The organism is Pedobacter sp. HDW13, from assembly GCF_011303555.1.
Lineage (GTDB): Bacteria > Bacteroidota > Bacteroidia > Sphingobacteriales > Sphingobacteriaceae > Pedobacter.
Genome location: NZ_CP049868.1, coordinates 359,519 through 384,399 on the forward strand (window position 1 = coordinate 359,519; position 24,881 = coordinate 384,399).

General features: G+C 38.1%; 24 protein-coding genes. 11 read left to right on the top strand and 13 right to left on the bottom strand.

Annotation, left to right across the window (positions count from 1 at the left end; all coding sequences use genetic code 11):
* Window positions 1–165 precede the first annotated feature (165 nt).
* Window positions 166–1,467 carry a M12 family metallopeptidase gene (locus tag G7074_RS01520; RefSeq protein WP_166206374.1) on the top strand — a complete coding sequence of 434 codons (1,302 nt, stop codon included), beginning with the start codon at window positions 166–168 and terminating at the stop codon, window positions 1,465–1,467.
* Window positions 1,468–1,874: 407 nt separating this feature from the next.
* Window positions 1,875–2,483, top strand: coding sequence for an outer membrane beta-barrel protein (locus tag G7074_RS01525; protein ID WP_124561249.1), 609 nt, complete (start codon window positions 1,875–1,877; stop codon window positions 2,481–2,483).
* Window positions 2,484–2,564: 81 nt separating this feature from the next.
* On the opposite strand, the gene G7074_RS01530 is transcribed toward G7074_RS01525, so the two are convergent.
* Window positions 2,565–4,217 (bottom strand): M28 family metallopeptidase, encoded by a 1,653-nt coding sequence (locus tag G7074_RS01530; protein WP_124561250.1) that lies wholly within the window; start codon window positions 4,215–4,217, stop codon window positions 2,565–2,567.
* Between the two features lie 52 nt (window positions 4,218–4,269).
* Window positions 4,270–7,095, bottom strand: coding sequence for a S8 family serine peptidase (locus tag G7074_RS01535; RefSeq protein WP_166206377.1), 2,826 nt, complete (start codon window positions 7,093–7,095; stop codon window positions 4,270–4,272).
* A gap of 121 nt (window positions 7,096–7,216) precedes the next feature.
* Here G7074_RS01535 and G7074_RS01540 point away from each other — a divergent pair, with 121 nt between their 5' ends.
* Window positions 7,217–8,053 (top strand): M57 family metalloprotease, encoded by an 837-nt coding sequence (locus G7074_RS01540; protein ID WP_124561252.1) that lies wholly within the window; start codon window positions 7,217–7,219, stop codon window positions 8,051–8,053.
* A gap of 231 nt (window positions 8,054–8,284) precedes the next feature.
* On the opposite strand, the gene G7074_RS01545 is transcribed toward G7074_RS01540, so the two are convergent.
* Window positions 8,285–10,792 (bottom strand): DPP IV N-terminal domain-containing protein, encoded by a 2,508-nt coding sequence (locus tag G7074_RS01545; protein WP_166206380.1) that lies wholly within the window; start codon window positions 10,790–10,792, stop codon window positions 8,285–8,287.
* 175 nt (window positions 10,793–10,967) lie between these two features.
* On the opposite strand from G7074_RS01545, the gene G7074_RS01550 reads away from it, so the two are divergent.
* From G7074_RS01550 to G7074_RS01560, 3 genes are read left to right on the top strand one after another with little or no spacing between them, the layout of a single operon-like run.
* Window positions 10,968–11,849, top strand: a complete 882-nt coding sequence (locus G7074_RS01550) for a polysaccharide deacetylase family protein (protein ID WP_124561254.1) — start codon at window positions 10,968–10,970, stop codon at window positions 11,847–11,849.
* Between the two features lie 24 nt (window positions 11,850–11,873).
* Window positions 11,874–12,737: a polysaccharide deacetylase family protein gene (locus G7074_RS01555; RefSeq protein WP_166206383.1), complete on the top strand. Its 864-nt coding sequence runs from the start codon at window positions 11,874–11,876 to the stop codon at window positions 12,735–12,737.
* A gap of 38 nt (window positions 12,738–12,775) precedes the next feature.
* On the top strand, window positions 12,776–13,942 hold the full coding sequence (locus tag G7074_RS01560; RefSeq protein WP_124561256.1) for an RsiV family protein: 1,167 nt from the start codon (window positions 12,776–12,778) through the stop codon (window positions 13,940–13,942).
* Window positions 13,943–14,134: 192 nt separating this feature from the next.
* Here G7074_RS01560 and G7074_RS01565 read toward each other — a convergent pair whose 3' ends face one another.
* The 4 genes from G7074_RS01565 to G7074_RS01580 form a co-directional block, all read right to left on the bottom strand.
* Window positions 14,135–14,509 carry a 3-oxoacyl-ACP synthase gene (locus tag G7074_RS01565; RefSeq protein ID WP_240916447.1) on the bottom strand — a complete coding sequence of 125 codons (375 nt, stop codon included), beginning with the start codon at window positions 14,507–14,509 and terminating at the stop codon, window positions 14,135–14,137.
* A gap of 124 nt (window positions 14,510–14,633) precedes the next feature.
* A complete protein-coding gene (locus G7074_RS01570) occupies window positions 14,634–15,029 on the bottom strand; it encodes a DUF1801 domain-containing protein (RefSeq protein WP_240916448.1) in 396 nt (131 codons plus the stop codon).
* A gap of 49 nt (window positions 15,030–15,078) precedes the next feature.
* A complete protein-coding gene (locus G7074_RS01575) occupies window positions 15,079–15,654 on the bottom strand; it encodes a nitroreductase (RefSeq protein ID WP_166206386.1) in 576 nt (191 codons plus the stop codon).
* A 93-nt stretch (window positions 15,655–15,747) separates the two neighbouring features.
* On the bottom strand, window positions 15,748–16,311 hold the full coding sequence (locus G7074_RS01580; RefSeq protein ID WP_124561260.1) for a hypothetical protein: 564 nt from the start codon (window positions 16,309–16,311) through the stop codon (window positions 15,748–15,750).
* Window positions 16,312–16,492: 181 nt separating this feature from the next.
* Between G7074_RS01580 and G7074_RS01585 the strand changes: the two genes are divergently transcribed.
* From G7074_RS01585 to G7074_RS01605, 5 genes are all read left to right on the top strand, one after another.
* Window positions 16,493–18,115 carry an ABC-F family ATP-binding cassette domain-containing protein gene (locus G7074_RS01585; protein WP_124561261.1) on the top strand — a complete coding sequence of 541 codons (1,623 nt, stop codon included), beginning with the start codon at window positions 16,493–16,495 and terminating at the stop codon, window positions 18,113–18,115.
* A 168-nt stretch (window positions 18,116–18,283) separates the two neighbouring features.
* Window positions 18,284–18,979, top strand: coding sequence for a DUF4397 domain-containing protein (locus G7074_RS01590; protein WP_124561262.1), 696 nt, complete (start codon window positions 18,284–18,286; stop codon window positions 18,977–18,979).
* Between the two features lie 117 nt (window positions 18,980–19,096).
* On the top strand, window positions 19,097–19,609 hold the full coding sequence (locus G7074_RS01595; protein ID WP_240916449.1) for an RNA polymerase sigma factor: 513 nt from the start codon (window positions 19,097–19,099) through the stop codon (window positions 19,607–19,609).
* A gap of 63 nt (window positions 19,610–19,672) precedes the next feature.
* A complete protein-coding gene (locus G7074_RS01600; protein ID WP_124561264.1) occupies window positions 19,673–20,908 on the top strand; it encodes a hypothetical protein in 1,236 nt (411 codons plus the stop codon).
* Between the two features lie 138 nt (window positions 20,909–21,046).
* Window positions 21,047–21,577, top strand: coding sequence for a Uma2 family endonuclease (locus G7074_RS01605; protein WP_233603932.1), 531 nt, complete (start codon window positions 21,047–21,049; stop codon window positions 21,575–21,577).
* Between the two features lie 63 nt (window positions 21,578–21,640).
* Here G7074_RS01605 and G7074_RS01610 read toward each other — a convergent pair whose 3' ends face one another.
* The 6 genes from G7074_RS01610 to G7074_RS01635 all read right to left on the bottom strand — a co-directional run bounded on the left by G7074_RS01610 (window position 21,641) and on the right by G7074_RS01635 (window position 24,876).
* Window positions 21,641–22,147 carry a peptidylprolyl isomerase gene (locus G7074_RS01610; RefSeq protein ID WP_124561265.1) on the bottom strand — a complete coding sequence of 169 codons (507 nt, stop codon included), beginning with the start codon at window positions 22,145–22,147 and terminating at the stop codon, window positions 21,641–21,643.
* Between the two features lie 213 nt (window positions 22,148–22,360).
* Window positions 22,361–22,819 (bottom strand): JAB domain-containing protein, encoded by a 459-nt coding sequence (locus tag G7074_RS01615; RefSeq protein WP_166206389.1) that lies wholly within the window; start codon window positions 22,817–22,819, stop codon window positions 22,361–22,363.
* Window positions 22,820–23,079: 260 nt separating this feature from the next.
* Complete coding sequence (locus G7074_RS01620; protein ID WP_166206392.1) at window positions 23,080–23,226, bottom strand: hypothetical protein; 147 nt, start codon at window positions 23,224–23,226, stop codon at window positions 23,080–23,082.
* Window positions 23,223–23,747 (bottom strand): hypothetical protein, encoded by a 525-nt coding sequence (locus G7074_RS01625; RefSeq protein ID WP_166206395.1) that lies wholly within the window; start codon window positions 23,745–23,747, stop codon window positions 23,223–23,225. The genes G7074_RS01620 and G7074_RS01625 overlap by 4 nt, the downstream gene beginning before the upstream one ends.
* A 68-nt stretch (window positions 23,748–23,815) precedes the next feature.
* The gene (locus G7074_RS01630) at window positions 23,816–24,277 is read right to left on the bottom strand and encodes a hypothetical protein (protein WP_166206398.1); all 462 of its coding nucleotides are present in this window, start codon (window positions 24,275–24,277) and stop codon (window positions 23,816–23,818) included.
* A gap of 119 nt (window positions 24,278–24,396) precedes the next feature.
* Window positions 24,397–24,876 (bottom strand): endonuclease domain-containing protein, encoded by a 480-nt coding sequence (locus tag G7074_RS01635; RefSeq protein WP_205944140.1) that lies wholly within the window; start codon window positions 24,874–24,876, stop codon window positions 24,397–24,399.
* Window positions 24,877–24,881: the final 5 nt, after the last annotated feature.

Sequence of the window (24,881 nt, forward strand, 5' to 3'; positions counted from 1 at the left end):
ATACAATAAAGTAAATATTAAAATACAATTATATTTGGTTAAAATACTACTTAACAAACAAGTTTTTTCTATATAATTTCGAAATAGCATTAATCTAAAAAAACATAAAAAACTATATACCAACATACTACCATCATTTTTACCTAACCAAATATCTTAAACCTTATGAAAACAACCAAAATGAAGATCCGGCTGGCGCTATGCCTGGCTACGGCCATTATGCTCACCGTTTTTAGCTGTAAGAAAGTAAATGAGACAAATGCCGGCCCCGATAAAAGCGGTCCTTATCAAACCCATACCTTCACAATAGACGGCAACAAAGTGATTATTAAAGAAATTAACGGTGTATACTATTTTGCCGACGATATTACACTTACACCACAGCAGTTTAACCTGTTAAAAGCAAACAGCAATAAATCGTTATCAACTACCGAAAGAGGATTGATTATCAACAACCTGGTAAAACGGTGGACCAATGGAATTGTTTATTACGACCTTACTGGTTTAGGTGCCGACACTTCCTGGACACTGAAAGCCATGCAAAATATTTCGAGGGTATCACCCGTTGTTTTTGTAAAAAGGACAAGTCAGGCCAATTACATCAATTTTGTAAAAGGTACCGGAAACAGTTCTTCTGTTGGTATGGTTGGCGGTGCCCAAAACCTTAACATTTACAACTACAATTATCCGGGTATTTTGATGCACGAAATATTTCATGCGTTAGGTGTAAATCACGAACAATGCAGACCCGACCGTGATAGCTATGCAATCTTTTATCCTGAAAATGTTCCCGACGAAAAAGAATTCAATTTCAATAAACTTTCGGCTACCAGCAATACTACAGTTGGTCCTTTCGATTTTGAATCGATTATGATGTATGAGCCATACGCTTTCTCTAATACCGGACAACCCAGCATAACCAAACTCGATGGTTCTACCTATCAATCCAGTTACCCAACAAGCAATTTGACCCCAAGCGATATTGCAACGATTAACCAAATGTATAGTGGTTTTAACTATGTCGGCCTCCCTGCCAATACGAATTATGAAATTGCAACGGCGCTGGATAACAATAAACTGCTTAACGTATCGGGTGGTTCATCAAGCGATGGCGCGCAGATTATACTCTATACAGACGGAAATTCGAACAATGCGCGATGGAGTTTAACCAAAAACGCAGAAGGTTATTACCAGTTGTCGCCATTAAATGCTCCCGGTAAAGTGCTTACTGTAGTTGGTGCCGCCACAGCTAACGGTACTAAACTCGAGATAAGGACAAACAGTAATACTACTGCACAACAATTTAACATTATACCCATAGATGGAGGTTATTATACTTTATCGCCACGCAATGTACCTTCAAAAAATGTAGATGTACCCGGTAGCAGCACTGCAAACAGCACTTTGCTTAACATCTGGTCGGAAGGCAGTGGAAATAACCAGAAATTTAAATTCAATACTTTTTAATAAAACCATAAAATGATGGTCAAAAAGCAAACGGGCGAATATCCCGTTTGCTTTTTTTATTTCAGTACCCTACCCTTTTGCTCAAACAACCGATAAATTAAAACTGTCCTAAAAAACTGTCAGATTGTACTGTCTAAAAATCTGACATTTATACAAAAAAAGTCAGATTGTCAATTTGTCATAAGCCAAAAATCAATCGATCGATTGATTTTTGGTCACACGAAAATAATATTGAGTTAACCTTAAATTTACATCTAACTATAAACTAAGGAGTTGACAGAAAACTGATTCTTTGATGACTTAAACAAAGTTTTTTGGCACAAGTGTTGACTTTTAGGCAAATATAGTCAGGCATTAAAATAGTAAAGCTGGCTATATTTTTAACACAAAATATAATTAATAAAACAATGAAAAAACTATTATTATCATTAGTAGCAGTAGCAGGTTTAGCTTTTGGTGCAAAAGCACAAACTGAAAAAGGAAAATTTATTTTAGGCGGTAATGTTGGTTTTAATTCAACAAAAGTAGAAGGTGCAGCAAAATCAGATATCGACTTTAGTGTAATACCAAGTGTTGGTTATTTTGTAAGCAACAACTTTGCAATCGGTACCGGTGTAGGTTATACTTATTCTAAAACCGTAAGCGGAGCAGTTCCAAACCAGATTGGTGCTTTCCAGGTTTCGCCATTTGGTCGTTACTATGTTGGTTTATCTGAGCAATTTAAATTCTTCGGACAATTATCAGTTCCTATGGCTTTTGGTACCGTAAAAGCAGTTGATGCTAACGGCGATACAGGTGCTAAAGTAGGTACTACTACATCAATTGGTGTTAACGTTGCTCCAGGTTTTGCTTTCTTCCCAACCAAAAGAATCGGTATCGAAGTATCGGTTAACGGTTTAGGTTATGCAAACAACCAAATCAAAGCAGAAGCAACTGGTGCAAAAACTACCAGCAACTCTTTCGGTTTAGAAGCTAATACTTTCGCACCAAAATTAGGTGTACAGTTCCACTTTTAATTAAATCCTTCCGGCAGGAAGTATTTAACTAATGACTTTTTTTCAAGGAGCGCCCCGATATACCATCGGGGCGCTTTTTGTTTATTTCTTTTCTCTGATTGCTTTAAACTCCGAGCCAGCTTTCCAGTTTGGAAAACCAGTTTCATTGCTTAAGCGATAGCCCATATCAAAAAGCATACGTACATCTTCCACAATACCTGATAAATCCCATGTTTTGGCATCAAAATTATCTTGTGGCGAATGGTAGCGGAGCTTGGTAAAATCGGCTACCTGTTTCAATCCCCACACCCTGCCATGCTCAATATTATCAACACCTGATCCTGTAAATAAAGACGGAACACCAACTTTGGCCAGGTTAAAATGATCGGAGCGGTAATATAGGCCTGAAGATGGAACCGGATCGGGAACAATTACCCTCCCCTGTTTTTTAGCGGCTTCGCCGGCATAATCTTCCAGCTCCGACTGACCGAAACCATAAACCACAATATCTTTTGTTTTGCCAGCTATCCCCATCATATCCATATTGATATTGGCTACGGTTTTAGCCAGCGGAAAAACCGGATGTTTGGCATAATACTCTGAGCCCAATAAACCCTGCTCTTCTGCAGTATAAGAAATAAACAAAATGGTACGTTCGGGGTTTTTAGGCAGTTTTTTAAATGCTGATGCGATTTCGAATAAAGAGGCTACCCCTGTAGCATTATCAACGGCACCGTTATAAATAGAATCGCCTTTTACCTGCTCCCCTATCCCTAAATGATCCCAGTGTGCCGAATAAATAATGGCCTCATTTTTCTGCCTGCTGCCCGGTATGGTGGCCAGTACATTATAGCTAACCGACTTTTTAATGGTATTTTTAACCTTTAACGAAGTAGTAATATTTAAATCAATTGCTTTAAACCCTTTCTTATGCGCATCTAAAGCCAGTTTATCGAATGATTTTCCATCCAAGGCGAAAAGCTGTTTTGCTTTATCCAGGCTAATCCATCCTTCAATTACCGCCCTGCTCATTCCGTTATCGGGCGATTGCAGGTTGAGCTTGGATTTAGACCAACCGCTTCTTACAACCGTCCAGGGATAAGCTGCAGGTTCGGTATCGTGTACGATAATAATTCCAGCCGCACCTTGCCTGGCTGCTTCTTCAAATTTATAAGTCCAGCGACCATAATAAGTCATATTTTTCCCTTTAAATAAGGTAGAATCAGCAAACCCCGGATCGTTGATCAATACCACTACTGTTTTTCCTTTTACATTTAAGCTAGCGTAATCATTCCAACCATACTCTGGTGCAACAATACCATAGCCCGCAAAAACCAAAGGCGAATTATTAATACTTACCTCCTCTTGTACTCGCCTCGTACCAGCCACAAAATCGGTTAAATAATTCAGGCTAAGCGATGTGGTTTTGCCTTTAAATACCATGTTATCTCCAGGCACCGATTTAATTTCTACCATTGGCACTTCTTGAAAATAACTGTCGCCATTGCCTGGCTTTAAGCCCAGATGTTCGAATTGCGCTTTTAAATAATTAATGGTTTTGGTTTCGCCTTTGGTAAAAGGCTTTCTTCCCTGAAGACTATCGGCAGCAATTACCGAAAGGTATTGCGTTAAGCTGCTTTCGTTAATGGCTTTAATGGCTAAAGAATCGACAGAGCCGCCGGCTGTTTTTGTTCCTTGCCTGCACGACGCAAAAAAGGAGAACGCACAAGCAGAAAACAGCAGTATTTTTTTCATATACATAGTATTATTTTTTGTAAAATAAGAAGAATAGGCAACATTTGAGCGATTACCTCTTAATCAGCTTAAACTTTTTAACCTGCTGACCATTCTGTACAATTACCCCTACATAAACACCACTGGCTAGTGCATTTAGGCCAAAACGGCTGGTACTCGATGCTTTTTCGTCAAAAACTTTTTGCCCCAGCATATTGTAAACAGACAGGTTATAATCTTTAAATGACCCGCTTAAAATAGTAAGGTAGTCTGTCACCGGATTGGGGTAGAAAGAAAAATCGTCTTCTTCCAGGAATACTGCCGAAGCCAGATCGCTGGTGTACTTGCCATTGGCGGTTTCGAAAGTAACACGGTAAAACTGTATACCCGGCTTGGGCTTTTCATCAAAAATACTGTAATCGAGCTGGTTTTGAACTGGCAGTGTTTGCTTCAAAACGGTGTAGGTATTTACACCAGTTTGTTTCTCCCAAATGATATTTTTAATATCGAGTGTGGTACCGATACTTAAATCGAGTCTTATTTTATCGTCACTGGTGTTATTAGCCGATAAATTTCTTACATAACAGGCAATACCCTGTTGCGTGTAATCGATAGTGTAACTCTTTAATCCAGTAAAACCAGTGCCATTTGCGGCCACAGCAAAATAGTTACTGTTTACTTTGCTCCTGTCTATTTTAGTTAAGGTGTCAGTTACATTTAAAACCGGCATTAATACATTGTTAACCAAACCATATATGGTATAATCTTTTGCACCAGACTGGGGATTCCAGTTTAAAACTACACCGTCGCTACATACATAGCCTACTTTTAGCTCCCTGGGACTCGAAATCACAAAAGAGGGACTAAAAATTATATTTCCTTCCACTTCCATCTTCAATATGGCTTTCGAGAACTGATCTGGAGCAATCCAGTTATAAAAACCCCTGCTTAAATCGATGCCCGAAGCAATCGCTTTCCAGGTTAAACCTTCATCGTAGCTCACCGTTAAATTGCCCGATTGGGAGGTATAGGTATTATCCCAACGGATATAATTGCTTTCGGCGGCAAAAAAGCTACCGTCTTTTTCGGGTGTGATAAAGGAAAAGGCATTTTTAAGTTTGAAGCTGTAAGCCAAAGCAAAATTCTGCTGGATGCCCTGCGTAATGCGGCCTCCTTTTATATGAATTTTAAAACTCCCTGCTGATGGATTCTCCAGGGTAACCTGTTGAATATTGTTAATCAGATCGGCCTTACGCACTGCAGGCTCAGAAAGTGCATTTAGGTTAGCTGCGCCGCTTAACACCCAAGGTAGAGTTACACTCCCTCCCGGATTTTCGAGACTCAGGTCTAAGCCATTTACCAGACCCTGCGACGCGTTTACCACCGCAGCCGGATCGTTCCAGACTATTGTTACTTTAACCTCTGCTACATTGGCCGGAACGTTTAAGGGAATAATCAATTCCTGTGCTTTGGCAACTGTATATACAGCAACCCTATCTTCGTCCAAAGTTTTTAAAGACTGCGCCACATTTAGTTTTCCGTAGCCGTATACATAATCTACCTGTGGGGTACCCAAATCATCAGCGGCATTAATCAAAGCAGCCTTAACGAGCGAAGCTGAAGGAGCCTTTTTAAACTTCTGGCGATAAAACTGCTCTAAAAGCACAACCGATCCACTGGTAATGGCAGCAGAACCTGAAGTACCATCCTCGCCCAAAGCCACCAGCTCTGGCTTTATACGTCCATCGTAAGCAGGGCCTTTACTGCTTAAGTTTTCGGAAACATTTTCCCTGTTTACGCCACCAATAACCAATACATTTTTAGCCTGCTTAAAATTACCGGTTAAATTGGCCCTGGCGGCAATGCCTTGATAAAACCCTGCAGATGGTGTTTGTGTACCGCTATTACCGGCCGAAAAAACGTGGATTAAAGTATCGTTTTCAAAAACCTGTCTATCATATGCAGCAGCTTCGATACCATAATTATTATCAATGCCCACACCATACGAATGGTTTTGAATCCGAATCTGAAATTTATTCAAATCGCCAGGCAAATCAGGCATCAGATTTTCGAAACTCGAAAACGCCAGTTTTGCTTTTGGGGCAGCTCCCAAACCCCGAATAAAGGAATTGCCATTACCTATAGCCAAAGTTGCCATAGTAGTGGCATGCGAGGTTGCTTTACCTGTGAGCGTTGCTCCTGCTACCGTTTTCCCTAAAATATCAAGATCAGTCACATCGTACATCCCTTCTTTAAGGGAAAGATTGATTCCCGATCCATCGATACCGGGAAACAGACTGTGGGCATTGGCAATCTGGTTCAGCCCCAAATCTAATCCATTAATTACCACTTCTTCTTTGGCAACCGCTATAATATCAGCATACAACACTTCATTGTGTGCCAAAACCAGCATTAGATCATCAGGTAAAATATAGACTCTACAGATATTATTCGCAAGGTCAACCGAGATTACCTTTAAATTTTGAAGGAAGCCTGGCGAAGCAGTTAAATTTTTAACGACAAGCCTAACCAGCACCGAGTCGCCTTTTTTATTGCCTTTATTCAGCACTTTCATCAACCCATCGCTTACCTTCCACAAGCCATTGGCAGGTCCTTGAAAAACGAGGCTGGGTGAAAGCATTGAAATAGCACCTTTCTCAACGATAAAGTAATCACCGGAGAGTTTCTTTTTAGGTTTTAACAATTGAATTTCACTTGCAGTTAAAGCATGGTTAAACCGCACCAACAACAGCTCGTTCGGCGGTAATATTTCAATATTACCTTTTGTGGAAATAAATTTTTGAAAATTTTTATCTACTCCACCTGGTTGTGATTGTGCATTTAAAGCGCTTACACAAAGACAAATTAGTATAACTAAAAATACAGTACTGACTTTCAAGAATATTTTATTGTAAAATTTTGCTTACATCACAATTCTTCTCTAAATTAGTATTTATAAGGTAATTAGCAAACATTATTAACTAACTTATTTAATCATTATTCATTTAAACCTAACAGAAATGAAAAACACCAGATTTTTATCATTGGCAGCCGCGTGCCTTCTATCCACCGCTCTATACTCCTGTAAGAGTAATAATACAGAAAATGCAGTAGAGAACAAAACTGATATTTCAAACAATACCCTTTCTCAGATCAAAACATTGGGTTTTAGTACCGATAATATCCGTAAAGTAGACGGCGGCTATTTAGTTGAAGGAGATATCCTGTTAACAGAAGACAATTTAACGGAAGTTTCGACAGATGCCAATTTGAATATTGCTGAAACTGAACAATACAGAACCACAAATACAGTTAAAGCACTACCTCGGGTAATTACCGTATCAGTAACCAACTTGCCACAGGTGTACAGCGATGCGGTAAATACCATGATTTCGAGGTATAACTCTTTGGGTTTACGTATAACCTTCCAGAGAGCGGCTACCGGTGCAACCGGCAACATTGATGTGGTTGGCTTTAACGAGGGCCCTAGCGGCGGTTTCATAACTTTAGGTTCAGCAGGTTTCCCAACCGCTTCAGGTAATCCTTATAATCAGATCAAAATGAATACCAACGCGGCAGCTTATGGCACCAATCCAAATTTATTGTACCTCGCTTCTGTGATCCAGCACGAAGTAGGACACTGTATTGGTTTCCGTCACACCGATTACATGAACCGTGCATTTAGCTGTGGTGCTAGTGGCGCAGGAAACGAAGGTAAATCTACAGTGGGAGCAGTAAGAATTCCGGGTACACCTTCACAACCAGATGCAGCATCATTTATGCTAGCCTGCTCTAATGGTGGTAACCGTACTTTTAATGCAAACGACGTAATTGCGGTAAACTACCTTTACAAGTAAAAAACAAATCAGATCAGCTAATTACCTTAAAGGTTCCGAATGCGATTCGGAACCTTTTTTGTTTTTCCGGGGCAGGCAGATGATGGTTTGTGTGACACAAACCATGGCGGTAGCATCACAACTCAAAACCTCAGTGTTTTTCCGTGCATCCGTGGCCATACCACCTTAAAAAGCATAAAAAATGCCCTGTGTTTCCACAAGGCATCTCTTAAATTATTCAATAACTAAAAATTACTTCCCGTTCTGTTCAATATCGCGGTCCATTTCTACCAGGTCAACATCACTTGGGGTTGAAAAATCACCGATTAAATATTTGTTAAAATGATCAGCCAGTTTCCAGAACGCATATTCTGTCATATCGCCAAAAGCATGGCGTTGCCCCGGAATTAGCAGAAAATCGAAACGTTTGCCAGCTTTCATTAAAGCATTAGCCACACGGATTGAGTTTGCAGGGTGCACGTTGTTATCAACATCACCGTGCATCAGCAATAAATGGCCCTTAAGGTTCTTCGCCAAATCAGGGTTTTTATCGATGCTATATTTAAATGAAGTATCGCCTTTCAAAGAAATGGTTTCTTTTACACCATGATGTTTCTCACTCCACCAACGGTTGTAAATGCTGTTATCGTGATTTCCGGCATTAGATACAGCAGCTTTAAAGAAATCGGGGTAAACCAACATTGCAGCTGTAGACATGAATCCACCGCCAGAGTGCCCTGTAATGCCCACTCTAGTATCATCAATGAAAGCATATTTTGAGGCCAGTTGCTCAACAGCCGTTTTCTTATCAGCTAAACCGTAATCGCGCAGGTTTCCATAACCGTAAGTATGGTACCATTTGGAACGCGAAGGATTACCACCGCGGTTACCTACTGTGATTACGATGTAGCCAAATTGTGCCAGGCGCTCGGTGCGGTCCATGCTTTTGCTAAAAGCTTTATTAACCGCCTCTGTTTGTGGGCCTGGATACACATACTCAATAATCGGATATTTTTTATTCGGATCGAAATCAAAAGGTTTATACATTACGCCATATAAATCGGTAATCCCATCATCAGCCTTTACTTTAAACGGCTCAGGAAATTTATAACCGGCAGCTACCAGCAAAGAAATATCGGTAGTTTCGAGTTCCATTACTTTTTTACCAGAACCATCATACAAAGTAGATTTTGGCGCCGTATTTACCCTCGAGTAGTTATCAACAAAGAAAGAATTGTTATCGTTCATGTTACTGGCATGATCAAAATCGCCCGCGTTTAATAACTTCATGTTCGAACCATCAAAATTAATGCTGTATAAATGCAAATAGTAAGGATCTTCTTTCCCTTCCCTCCCATTTGCAGTAAAATAAAGCACACGCTTTTTCTCGTCGATGTTTACAATACTTTCGCAGTGAAAAGCTCCTTTTGTGATCTGGTTCTTCAGTTTACCATTTTCATCAAAAAGATAAAAATGCGCCCAGCCATCACGCTCGCTCCAATGGATCAGCTCTTTACCATCGTTTACCAAACCAGGGCGGTTTACTTCAACATAAGTATTAAAACGTTCATCGATTATAGGGGTAACTTTACCTGTGGCGATATCAACTGTACCAATGTCAATGCGTTTTAAATCGCGGCTGGTACGCGAAAAATAGAAGTGGCTGTCGTTACCCAACCAAACTGATGGACGGAATTCGTTATCGCGGTCTTTATTTAAAACTGGTTTACTCCAAACCGAAATACTCTGATCTTTGAATGCAGCAACACTTAGTTTTTTATAGGTTTTTGCATTGAAATCAAACAATAATACTTCATCCTGAGGGGCTTCTGCCTCGCCAGGCATCTGATACTTATAGGTTTCTAAAGTTGGCCGACCGGCAGTAACACTATTGATTACCCAAAGGTCTTTCACCTTGCGCGAATCGGTACGATCTAACACAAAATACTTCGAATTAGGCGACCAAAGTACATAAGCACCGCGGCGTTTCTTATTGTTTTTTTCGTTCTCTACATTATTTTCGCCATCTCCGTCACTTCCGTACGAATAAAACTTAACACCATCTTTAGTTAACTGGTGTTCTACAATAGTGCTGTCTTCTTCGTTTTTAACGGCCTTTTTGTAGTTTTCTTTATCCATCCAATACAGGTTATAATTGCGTGAAAAGATAATAGCCGATGAATCGGGCGCTACAGAACCCCATGATGGTTTTGGTTTTGGCTTACTAAAATTTGGGATTTCAGTAAGTTTTGCCGATACCAGCTCATATTTAAAAGAATAGATTTTCTTTTGCATCGAATCGGCTGCTTTTTTATCCTTCCGGTCTTTTTTCAGCTCATCAACTGTACTTTTAATTTCGAAAGATATACTCTTTTCATCAGGAGCAAATTTCAGGTTTTCTAAAGGCAAATGCTCGGCATCGAAAGGATCGCGTACAATCAAGGTAATATCTGCAGCCAGTTTAGCATTGTCGAACATTGTTTTTTTGCTTTTGGCAGCCGGATCAACCAGGTACCAGAATTTGCCTTTCGGGCTTTCGAAAGTGTACCAAAAACGATTGCTCAATTTTAACCAATGTGGGTCTACAGCAGTAGAATACACCATTTTTTTGAGTTTATTTGGCGAAAAACGTGATGCAAGCTGATAATTTGCCTTAGGTTGTGACTGAATATTCTCAGTAATGGTAAATGTTTTGGTTTGTGCAACAACAGTTAACGACAAAAACTGCGCGCAAACAAGTAGTTTATAAAGTTTATTCATGAATAATTGTTTGGAGCGGCTAAATTATTTAATTAAAGCCGATTAAGCCGTGAAATTTTGTAATAAAAACGATAGCTAATTTAAATATCGTCCGGGCACAAATAATTTTCAACAACATTACATTTGATATAAAATAACTAAGGGATTTTATAGTTTTGCAACATATATTATCACTATGAAATACAGCTTACTAACGTTATTAACAGCAGGTGCAATCCTATTCGCCAGCTGCCAATCTAAATCACAAACAGAAAGTTCAACAGGAAAAGATTCGACTGTAAAAACTGCTCAGGCAACTGAAAATGCAGGAGCCGCTGCAGTCGATGTTTCTAAAATAAAAGTGGCTGATGCGAAAACCATTTTAGCCAGAAAACAAGTGCCTATTTTATGCTACCACCAGGTTAGAAACTGGAAACCAACCGATGGAAAAGTGGGTAAAGACTATATTGTAGAGATCCAGAATTTTAAAGATCAGATGAAAATGCTGGCAGATAGCGGCTATCATACCATCCTGCCCGATCAGCTTTATGCTTACCTGAACACCGGCGCAGCCCTGCCAAGCAAACCCATCATGTTAACTTTTGATGATACCGATCTGGATCAGTTTACCATTGTTCGTCCTACTTTAGATAAGTTAGGCTATAAAGCGGTTTATTTTATTATGACGGTTTCAATCGGCAAAAAAGGCAAATTTGTTGATTACATGTCTAAAGAGCAGATTAAACAGCTTTCTGATGAAGGAAATGTAATTGGCAGCCACACTTACGACCATAAAAACTTTAAAAAATATGCTGGTAAAGACTGGGAAGAGCAACTGGATAAACCAACAAAAAAACTGGAAGAAATTACAGGCAAAAAAATGACTGAGTTTGCTTACCCTTTTGGCTTATGGAATGCAGAAGGTATTCCTGAACTGAAAAAACGTGGTTTCAGAATGGCTTACCAACTTTCAACCAAACGCGATGAAAAAGACCCATTGTTTACCATCCGTCGTATTATTGCAAGTGGTTACTGGTCGCCAAAAACATTAAGCAACAGTATTAAGAACAGCTTTTAATTTCTTTACTATTTTCAAAGGAACATGAAAAACTTTCTGCTCTACAGTGCTATTTCGTCACTGTTATTCGCTTCATGTCAGCCCTCAAATGCAGCAAAGGAAAAACCTGCTGCAAAAACGGCTACAGAAACAGCAAAAATTGATTCGGCCAATACCAAACCTGCAGGCGCTAAGACGATACTGGCGCGCAGGGAAGTTCCGGTTTTGTGCTATCACCAAATTAGAAATACAACTGCCAGCGATAGCAAAAGGGCGCACGATGATATCATTGCGCCCGATAAATTCAGGGAGCACATGAAAATGCTGGCAGATAGCGGTTATCATTCTATTTTGCCCGATCAGCTTTACGCTTACCTGGTGTATGGAACCAAACTACCGGAGAAACCCATCATGATCACGTTTGATGATACCGATGAAGATCAATTTACCGTTGGCGCTACTACTTTGAAAAAACACGGTTTTAAGGGGGTTTATTTTATCATGACGGTATCGATTGGTAGAAAAGGCCGCATCAATTACATGACTAAAGAGCAGATTAAACAGCTTGCCGACGAAGGAAATACCATTGCCAGTCATACTTACGATCATAAAAACTTTGCCCAGTTTACTGATGAAGACTGGAAAACCCAGATTGATGAACCGACTAAAAAACTGGAAGAAATTACTGGTAAAAAAGTGGAATATTTCGCCTATCCATATGGTGTATACAAAGCGGCAAACCTTCATAAACTGAAGGAACATGGTTTTAAGGCTGCCTTTATTTTATCGACTGCACGCGATGAAAACTATCCGCTGTACACAATCAGACGTATCATTGACCCGGGAAGATATACCGCCAAAAACCTTTATTACAGCATTAACAAGAGCTTTAATAAAACAAAACCCTAGTTTCGACTGTAAGTTATAAGCAAATTAATGGTTGCCTTATGAAATATCTTCTTCCCCTTTGCCTTTTCGGATTGCTGATTGTATCAGCCTGTAACAATGCTAAAAACAGCACAGCAAATAACGAAAGTACCGACAGTACTAAAACAACCGAAACCGCTTTACCCGAAAACTTTTACAAACGTTTAAAAGGTACCATTGCCGGTAAACCGGTAGTAATGAACCTGCAAAAGGTAAACGGAGATTATGATGGAAACTATTATTACGACGGTTCGTGGTTAAATTTGGCAAGCGATACCTTAATTGGTAAGGATAGCGTAGTGCTACGTGAGAACAGCTTTTACGATTATTATTTCGATCAGAATGGCAAACAACCACACCTTTCGTTAAAATGGACTGGCAACGGATTTAAGGGCACCTGGCAAAGTGGTGATAAAACCAAAACGCACCAGATTTTACTTACAGAAGAGTATCCTGAAGGCAGCTACGAATTTACAGCAGGCATTTACCAGGACTCGGCGAAGGCTTTTGCCAATAAAACAAAATCGCCTTCAGCACAGATCAGTTTTGAATATCTACAGCCTAAAAAACAAGATGAGCAGGCTAGTTGGCTTAATACCGAACTAAAACGCATATCAGGAATTAAAAATAATGTAGATCGCGAGATTGGTTTTAAAGCCATAGCCGAGGCTTACTTTAAGGATTACAAAAGCGAAGTAGCCGATCAGCAAAAAAATGGCAGAACCGACGATTTTGAGGCCTGGATGAACTACACCAATAATAGCCAACAAAGCATAAATTACAATAGAAACGGTTATATAGTTATCGATTTTTTAGCAGATAGCTATACCGGAGGGGCACACGGCAATTACAGCAGTACCATGTATTGCTTGGATGTCCAAAACAAAAAACAAATGATTTTGAGCGATTTAATCAAAATTGACTCAAATACCTTACAGCGCATTTTAGAGAAAAACTTCAGAAAAGAATATAACGTTAAAGCAGCCGACGCTTTAAACACGGTTTTGTTCGATAATTATTTAAAGCCGAACAAGAACTTTTACTTCAATAGCAGCGGCCTTGCTTTTATGTACAACCCTTACGAAGTGGCCAGCTACGCACAGGGACAGATTGTGGTGTTTATTCCCTTTACAGAACTAAAACCTTACCTGTTGCCTGCTTTTGCAGCAAGAATGGGTTTGAAATAAATTTTATCGCGTTTTAAACGCTTAATTATAACGCACTCGTTAAAAACGAGCTCGAGCATAAAAACTGCATAGTGCCTATTGCGAACTGATGTTTTCTGCGTTTACCACCTTAATCAGCGGGAATAAATATTAATAAATCATTCCCACAGATTAAACAGATTTATTCCCAGATTTTAATATCCCATTACAATCTTAAAGTATTTCTTTTACCAGGTATTCTTTCCCATTAAACTTAAAGCCCTCATTTTTAGCTTTACCAATCAACGCTTTACCAATAGGCGAAGCTTGCGATACCGCGAAGAATTTCTGTCCATCTACATTTAGTTCACCCGCACTAATGCTGATGTAAAAATTACCCTCAGAGGTTAAAACTATGCTACCATTTTTTACCACCTTAATGGATTCTACATTTTCAAGCTGTTGCAAGGCTATTTTCTGTTGCCCCGCTTCGTACAACAATTTACTGTTACGATCCATTTCTTGCTGCATCATTTCGCGTGTAGTTTCGTATTTATCACCAGCACTACTCTTGGTGTCATCGTTCGAAGCCTGGCGTGCCTGCTCCATTGAATAGGTTATATTTTCTATTCTTTTTTGAATGAAGGTTAAACACAATTGATATAAATTCGACTTTAAAGCAGACATATTGGAAAATGAAATAATGTAAAATAGATGGGGTAAGATGGAAGATTTACTTTCGAAATGCAAAAGCCTGTTCCAAAATGGATTCGATCTTCGCTTTGGGAATATCATCCAGGTGGTTGATTAATAAAATCTTCATTCGGGCTCTTTTTTCCTGTAATAAATCTTCGTGTTCAATGCGCTTTCCATCTACCAAACCAATATAAGGCTGATGGAGTTTTTTGTGTATCCAAAGATAGCAGAACATTTTTCCTTTATGATAATAGAAAGGCATGCCGTATTTCCAATGCTCGGTAATACCGGCATAACCAATTAAAAGCAACCTTAAATACTGCAGGCAGCTTTTAACAGGTTCATCTTTTTGTTCGAAATATTGATCGAGTGGATTTAGCATATCAGGATCAAATGGAAAACGTAAAGGTGCAAGATAACAAACTGTAAGCAAAATTAACCATGGGCTATTGACTATAATCCATCAGCTATCAACCAATAAACTACTCTTCAATCCAGCTCACCTTTTCGGCAATCGGTCCACGGTTCGGCTCCCATGGTTTTTCGTTGTGGTAGCCCATGTAAAACAGTCCGATGCATTTTTCGTTTTCTTTCAGTTTTAAGAAATCGCCCAAATCATCAATCAGTGGTGGTGAACTCCAGTAAGCGCCAACTTTTAAACTCTCAGCTGTAATCGCCATGTTTTGTACGGCACAAGCCACGGCTGCCAATTCTTCCCACTCTGGTATTTTACCGCTTACCTGCATATTAATGGCAATAATACAATCTGCCTGACTCGTTTTTTCGGCAAAACTATCGTATTTCTTCTGCAAAAACTGTTGTGGAGTCACCAAAGCTTTATACAAACGACCTAATTCTTCTCCCAATTTAGCTAAGCCAGCCTTTCTGATCACCACAAAACGCCAGGGTTCCGTTAATTTATGTGTTGGCGCATAATTAGCGGTTTCTAAAATCTGGTTAATCAATTCAACAGGAATCTCTTTCTTAATATAACTCGCTGGAAAAATACTGCGGCGTTCTTTTATAACTTTTGATACAATTTCGTAAGTAGTACTCATGTGGTAAATATAAGGTAAAAGACGGAAGACAGAAGGTTTAAGGCTAGATTTGACGTTTAACTAACTGAAAACCGCAAACTATTTAATTGCAAATTATAACCTGCTAACTGATAACTGTTTCCTGATCTGTTTAACTTTTGCAAAAAAAGCAATACTCTCTTTATCGACTAAAAAATCCATTGTTTCCACCAGTTCGTCTTTAATCCAGTTATGCTTCGTATTTAAATTAGCCAGGATATTCAAACAATGCGATTTAATGGCTACGGGTACCTTTTCATCAATTAACCAGCTAAAAACCACTTCAACCAAATGGTCGGTATCGTAATTACCAATGATTTCCTTTATTTCTGGCGATGCATTTTTCTTTGTCATAAAGGCCAGGATTTTAACAAAATGCCGTAAGGCCGAAAAATTGGTTTGGAGCGGAAACTTCTCCAGAAAATAAAGGGTGTGGGGCAAAAACCTTTTCTGGTGACTTGAATATACATTTTCTAAAATCCAGGCAGCCCTGAAACCAATCTGTTCATCCGCGTAAAAACTGATATCAATTAAATCTTTAACAGAAAAAGTATCTTCAGATGCAACGGCAGCCAGTTTTTCTACTTTATTTTTTTGGAGGGTAGTTTTGATGGTTTCGAGTAGCGGATGGTTTTCCATGAGGCTAAAATAAATGTTTTGCCACAGATTAACAGATTACACCTTATTGTTTTTTCAATACCTTCCGCCTTCAACCTTCCTGCCTTTTAACCTTTCAATTTTATAACTTTCCAACTTTTAGCCTTCTACTTTCCTACCCTCAACCTTTTTGCCTATCTTTGCGCCTTATTTCAATTATAGCATGATTTCAGTTTCTAATTTATCGTTACGATACGGCAAACGCACATTATTTGAGGATGTTAACTTAAAATTTACCCAGGGCAACTGCTATGGGGTAATTGGGGCTAACGGCGCAGGTAAATCTACTTTTCTAAAAATTTTATCAGGAGAAGTTAGCCAAACTTCGGGCAGTGTTGCTTTTACTCCGGGCGAAAGAATGGCGGTTTTAAAACAGAACCACTACGAATTTGACGAGTTTTCGGTATTAGAAACAGTTATGATCGGTCATAAAGAGCTTTATGCCATTATGAAAGAGAAAGATGCCATTTACATGAAAGAAGATTTTACCGAGAAGGATGGCGAACGTGCCGGAGAGCTGGAAAATCTTTTTGCTGAAATGGATGGCTGGAACATGGAAAGTAACGCTGCAACCATGTTGAGTAACTTAGGCATAACTGAAGATAACCATTATAAATTATTAAAAGAGCTCGATAACACACAAAAAGTACGTGTATTATTGGCCCAGGCCTTGTTTGGTAACCCCGATATCTTATTACTGGATGAGCCAACCAACGATTTGGACATTGAAACCATTGCCTGGTTAGAGAACTTTTTAGCCGATTACCAGAATATTGTATTGGTTGTATCGCACGACAGGCACTTTTTAGATGCTGTTTGTACGCATATTGTAGATATCGATTTTGCTAAAATGAGCATCTACACCGGTAACTATACCTTCTGGTACGAATCTAGTCAGCTGGCGTTAAAACAACGTAGCGACCAGAACAAGAAAATGGAAGATAAAGTGAAGGAGTTGCAGGAATTTATCCGCAGGTTTAGTGCAAATGCTTCGAAATCAAAGCAGGCTACTTCGCGTAAAAAGGCTTTAGATAAGATTGATATTACCGAAATTAAGGCATCGAGCCGTAAATATCCGGCCATTATATTCAACAATACCGGCCGTGAGGCTGGTGACCAGATTTTACAGGTTGAAAACTTAGGTAAAACCGGAAATGACGGTGTATTGTTCGACAAAATCACTTTCATGGTAAATAAAGGCGATAAGATTGCCATTTTATCACAAAACAGTTTGGCTACCGCAGCGTTTTACGATGTATTAACCGGTCGCGATGCAAAACATAAAGGTGAATTTAAATGGGGTGTTACCATCAGTACTGCCGATATCCCGAACGATAACTCTGAGTATTTTGCCGGAAAAGACGAAAACCTTGTAGATTGGTTACGCGAATACTCTGGAACTGATGCCGATGAGCAATTTGTACGTAGCTTTTTAGGCCGTATGTTATTCTCAGGCGAGGAAGTATTGAAAAACGTTAAGGTATTATCAGGAGGAGAGAAAATGCGTTGTATGTTCTCGAGAATGATGTTACAACAAGCTAACTTACTAATGTTTGATGAGCCAACCAACCACCTTGACTTAGAATCGATTGAAGCATTAAACAACGGTATGAAAGATTTTAAAGGTGCGATATTGTTTACTTCGCGAGATCACCAGTTAACCGAAACTGTTGCCAACCGGATTATAGAAATTACGCCAAAAGGTACTATTGATAAGTTAATGACTTACGATGAGTACATTAACAATGCAGATGTTGCCAAACTACGCGAAGAAATGTATTCGTAAAACATAAAAATATATTTAATGAGCCGTCCCGATTTTTCTGGGCGGCTTTCTTTTTTAAAAAAATTCTCATCCTGCTGTAGCGTTTTCATTGCCTTAATCGTTTTACAAGAAAAAAGCGTTAATGGCCATTAACCAATTTTGTTCAAAAAATTGATTTAAAACATTAAAATGAAAACTAATTTGAAAAACTTCGGTATCACTACTAAAATTATTTTCTCTCTCCTAGCAATTACATTAACTATAACTGCCTGTAAAAAAGATTTTAACAACGATCCGATCGAAGCTGCCGGTATTGGCTTCGTACACGCATCGCCAGGAACAGCAGCCTTAGATTTTATTCTGGACAACCAAAAAATAAACAGCTTTACCTATACCAAAGATTTAGGCTACTATGCTGCTTATCCAGGTACAAGATTGGTTGGAGTAGCTAAAAAAGATTCATTAAAATATTTAACTACAGCTACAGCAACCTTAAAATCAGGATCCTTTTATTCTGTTTTCGTGGTTGACACTTTAAAATCGACCAAACTTTTGGTTTTGGAAGATGATTTAAAAGCACCTGAAACCGACAAAGCTAAAGTTCGTTTTGTAAACTTAAGCCCGGGTTCGAGCCCTTTTGATTTGGCTGTTTCAGGTACTGATGCACCATTATTTACAGCTAAAGCATTTAAAGAATTTACAACCTTTACCAACATTGCACCTAACGACAGCTACACTTTCCAGCTTAAACAAGGTGGAACAGTTAAAGCTACTTTACCTGCTGTAAAAATTGAAAAAGGAAAAATTTATACTATCTGGGCTAAAGGGTTATCATCTAAAACCGATAGTACAGGAGTTGGTTTGTCGGTTATGACAAACAAATAATCTACTCTACCTGTGGAAAACTGAAAATGACACTGCACATCATTTTGGGCAGTGTTATTTTCTTAAATTTGTAAAAATTAATCATGATAAACCTTTAATAAATAGTCCTTTACAGGGGTGGTAAAAAAAATACTCAGTTTTGAGGAAATTTTAAAAGGCTGTGTAAAAAACGACAATGGCTGTAAAGAAATGATGTATAAATCATTTTATGGCTATTTAATGGGCATTATTTTAAGGTACACCAAGAACCCTTCGGACAGTGAAGAGCTTGTAAATGACACGTTTATCAAAATTTTCAAGCATGTAGGCACTTTCAAACCACCTAAAAACCCCGAAGAATTACAGCGTTCGTTTAAAGGCTGGATTGCGCAGATTGCTTCGCGTACAGCTATAGATAAATTACGGAGTTCGAAAATTCAGTTTTATGTTGATGATCTGGCAGAACACGAACATCCGGTTACCCATGTTTCAGTAGCCTCCGAACTTCATGTTAATGATATTTTGAACTTACTAAATCACTTACCAGATACGCAGAGACTGGTATTTAACTTATATGAAATTGAAGGTTTTGCACACGATGAGATATCGAAAATGCTAAATATCCCGAGAGTTCGAGCCGTGTTTATTTAACACGCTCTAAAAATAAGTTACGTACCCTTTACCTAAATACCTTGGTTAATTCATATGAAAAAAATGGATAAGGAATTAATTGAGCATATCAAATCACAGCTTCAAAACCACGAGGAACAATATCCTGCGGGGGCCTGGGAGCGCTTTTCAGGAAAAGAAGAAAAGAAACGACGCATTGCTTTTTGGCCGTTATGGGCAGCTGCTGCCTTAATTTTTGTATTTGGCGGAGTATTTTTTGCACTTAACACACAGGAACAAAAAAATGATACCCTTTCAGTAAAACCTCATGCAGAGCAACATAATAACAGTAATACTAAAGCAACAGCTGATAAAAATATAGAAATCAAAGAAAATGCTGCAAAGGTAACCAACCCTAATGGTACTAATGAGGCACTTTTATCCATTAACAGAAATACTCCAAATACAAGTGACATAAAACCTTTAGCAGCCGAAAGCACAAACTATGCTGCGCTTCAAATCCCTGAAGAAACTCACTTAACCAATAATAACCTACTCAATAATACCCTTAAAGCAATTAATCTGGTTAATTTTTCGGTAAAACCTATCGATATTTTAAGCACGCAGAAAAAAACTGCTTCTCCTACAGTCCAAAAATTGAAATTTGAGGATTTGTTGGCGCAGGATAGTCGCGATAATCAAAATAAGCCGGTTTCGAAAACAGGCCAGCCATCTAAATGGACACCCGATGTTTATGTAGCCCCTTCTATGGGAAATGACAATAAGGTAACCATGAACTATGGTGTTTCCCTATCATATGCCATAGCCAATAAACTGTCGATCAGTTCTGGCGTTTCTTATGCCTCAATCAGTACCACCGAATCACTGAACGCTCAGGCTCCTCAAAGCTTATCGGGCAAAAATTTGACTTCGGTTGATGCCAAAGTGCGCGGAATAAACATTCCTTTGGAATTAAAATATAACATTAGCGATAAACTTTATACTGGTGTTGGTATTTCGGCATTGGCTGTAATCAACAACAGCCAGCAGAATAATTATATTGTTAATCAGGTGCAAAATGTTTCTTATTCTACAGCAAATGGGTTGGCCGATCAGAAAATGCTGATTGTACAGGAGAAAACAACGGAGCCGCAGCCCGAAAACAATATAGATCCGGATAAATACATCGGGTTTTATAATTTCTCGCTGGGTTATAAGCAGAAAATTTCGAAAAAGAATAACATTTCAATCGAGCCTTTTTTAAGGTTACCAATGAAAACTTTCTCTAAAGAAAACCTGAACCTTACCAATGGCGGCTTACGTTTGAAGATCGATTTTTAGCCAATCGTTTAATATTTATTATATTTGGTTAACGCCACTATGAAAAATATTAAACCATATCCAACTGAAGAAGAGCTTCCTCCCATTCAAACTGTTAACTAAGTAGATTTTGCTGGCTGTTATGGCTATGCCGATTATTTGCATTTTACTTTTGAAGAACGTTTGGAAATTATTAAAGGACATGTTTTCAGAATGAGTCCCGCTGCTTCGCGTTTAAACCAAAAAAATTTAGGAAGGATATATAATCCGATCTACAATACATTAAAAGGTCACCAATGTGAAGTTTACACTGCACCTTTTGATATACGATTAGCTAAGAAAACACATGAGAACAATGAAGTTATCACAGTTGTTCAGCCAGATATTGTTGTAATTTGTGATCAGGAAAAGCTGGATAAGCAAGGTTGTATAGGTGCACCCGATATTGTAGTAGAAATTTTATCGCCAGGCAATAATAAAAAGGAACTAGTTAACAAATATGAAGTTTACGAAGAAGCCGGTGTTAAAGAATATTGGATTGTAAGCACTTCTGATAAAACATTCTTCAGGTATATTCTTGATGAAGAAGGAAAATTTAAACCTACCAAACTACTAACTAGTGGTGAGAAAGTAACCACCAGCATTTTACCAGGCTTCACACTTATACTGGAAGAGGTTTTCGAGGATTAAACCTTTAAAACAAAAAGCTCAGGCGTTTATTCCTGAGCTTTCCATATCTTATTTATCGATCAATTAGTGACCTGAATGACCATCAGCACCATGTGCATGACCATGTGCCAACTCATCCTGAGTAGCTTCGCGTACGTTTAAAATCACACCGTTAAATACCAGGTTTTTACCTGCCATTGGGTGGTTTAAGTCTACAGAAATGGTATCTTCGTGTACAGCAGTAACACCTGCTCTGAACTGGTTACCGTTGTTATCCTGCAAAGGAATCACATCACCAACATTTGGCAATTCGCCACCAGCTTCTGTGAACATGGTTTTTGGCAAATCTGCAAAAGCACCTGGATCAATTGTACCGTAACCATCTTCAGCAGATAATTCGAAAGCATATTCATCACCAGTTTTTAAGCCAGTTAAATGCTCTTCAAATTTAGGCAACATCATGCCTACGCCATATAAAAATACTAAAGGATTTTGCTCATCGGCTTTTTCTACAAAAACCTGTTGTCCTTCTTCGTTAGTAGTATGCAATTCGTAAGTTAATGCGACTACTGAGTTTGGTGAAATATTCATCTATTTTTCTTTATTGTAAATACGCTAATGCTTCCTCAACAGTGTTAACCGGTAATTGGCATACTTTATTTCGGCAAATATCTTTTAACTTGATTTTACGCTCGTGGAGCAAAGATAACCTAATTATTAGTTTAACAAAGAAACTGTTTAATTGTTGTCTAATAGTGATAAATCTTAGTACTAGTCCTAAGAATAGTACTAATTATGCTCACGCTATATGATGCCATCATCCGCCATACTATAATAACCATTCCCACTTATTATTAAATGATCGTGTATTTCAATCTCTAACAACTTTGCACACTCCTTAAGTTTACTAGTCAATTTAAAATCAGCATCAGACGGTCTTAAATTCCCACTTGGATGATTGTGACACATTATCAACCCACTGGCATTGGCTTTTAAAGCAACAACAAATATTACTTTGGGGTCAACATAAGTTCCACTAACACCACCCATCGAAATATCTACCAAACCTAAAACTCTATTGCTTCTGTTTAATAAGATGATTTTAAACTCCTCTAAGAAGTTAATTAACCCCAAGTTCCAATGCTGCATTATGATACTATAACATTGCTTAGAGGTGGTTATTTGCGGTCTATCCACAGGGTTAAAACTAGGCTTGTAGGTTAATTGAACCTCACATACTTTTAATAATTGATTTTGTTCCATATTGATTTTTTTAATATGGTGCGATGGCAAGCTTTAATCAATCAAGTCCAAGAAGCAAACGAATAAATAGGATGTGGTTAGGGGCACAGCGTTTATGCGGGAAGTTCTTGGACGCTTCAGCAGATTAAAGCTTAACTTTGTTTAATCATTAATTAAATCTCCCCACCCACTGGCACAATAAAAGAAAAAGGACAATAATTTAACGGCTTATATATGCTGATAATCTATTGTCCTAGTTTAATTACTTTATTAATAAAACTCTACTTTTTGATTTGATCGGAAGTTTCTCCCTTTTCAATCCTATCCTGCGGAAATTGTGGGATTTCAGGCAGAGATAATTCAACCCGATCTTGTGGAAATTGTGGTGGCTGAGGCGGTTGCAACTCGTTTTCTTCTGGGTAACTCATAATTTGATATGGTTTAATATTAATAATATATAGTTTATTGCTGTTAAGATTAAAGAGATAACCAAATACGTTCTTGCCTTCTGTAAATCTTTACTTCTTTTATCGTTAAATATAATGTGATCATCCGTCAAGTCTGCCAATTTTGTTATTATCGAGTCGTCAAATTTTATCTTATCAGAAACATTAGGAAGTTCGTTGTATTCATTTATTTGTTTCTCATACTTTACGATATCTCCAATATAGGCAAAATTCCTGTATGCGAACCCTTTGAAGTGATTATTGAATGATCGCATTATATAAAATATAGCTATAACAAGTACGATACCAATAGATAAAAGCAAAAGATGTTTAAAGGCAAGTTCAGACCAATTGTGAATGTCTTTCTCATCCTTAACAGTATATGAGTTAGCTGCAACAATAATTGTTAAAATCGTTACAGGCAAACTTACTGCATTATCCAAATTTGTTCTCCTTGTTAGCTCGCGGTCATAAAGACTCTTATAAAATGAATAGCTATCCATATCAGTTGTGATTTAATCGGTGAAAGAACCAACTATTAACTAACCGATATAAGTTTCTCTTACTTGGTTTATTTCTCATTATCATCTATTTCTCCAATAGTTAAAGAATCATTTAATTTAAATGTGATGCATTTCGAATTATATATACTTTCTTGTTGAACAATTAAGTACGATTCGTATATTTTAATAAGTCTAAGCTCTTCGGACTCTATAATAAGTAAAGCTTCAACTTCCTTTTCGTCATTATCGAAAGAGGCGATTCTTATTGTTGCACTACTAGGACCAACTTTATAACTACCAGTTAAATCTTCGAACTTATAACTCCTTACTTCTTGTAAAATCGACTTACCGTAATTCTCAGCCAAAAGCTTGTTTAATCTTTCTAGCTCACTGATGCCTAAACGATTAGATGAATGATGATGGGTTTCATAAAGCGTCTCCCTTACGTAATAGTTCACTCTGCTATTTCCTTTGTCGATTAAGCCACTTATCATTGCATCTTCCAGCTTTATTACCTTTCTTAATTTCATTTTCTTTATTATTGAATAACTATTTTATAATTTCCAGAATAGTCCTCATCATTTATATTAAGTATATGCCAAGCTTTTACCTCGTGAGTCAAACTAGTCGGCTCTCCACAGTATATAACTTAAAAGCGTTTAAATGTAGATTTAGTCCTAGCAACTCTTTCTCTATTTACATCCAGCATTTCAGTGATATGATCAGCCGTTTCATCCAAGTGATATTTAACCAATGAGTTAGGAATCCTCAGTGTAAGGTAACCTTTAAGAAAAGAATAATATGTACGTTTCAAATCGGATAGAGCTTGTTTATCACTATAATTATGGTGACCACCATCAACTTCAATATTAACTTTGGCTTGTGGTATGGCAATATCTATATGCTTGTAGCCATCAAACTTTTCTAATTGAGCAGGCACACCACGTTCTTTCAAAGCAAAATATAGAGACATTGCAGGAACAGTGCTAAATAATTCTTGTTGTTTAACCCATTTTTGATGGGGCATACAAAGTGGTATACCAAAGTAATCATGAGAGTAATCATATACTTGTGAACTAATTCCGCAACCACATTCTAGACAAGCTGCTATTTTGTTGTAAGAGTTCATCGATT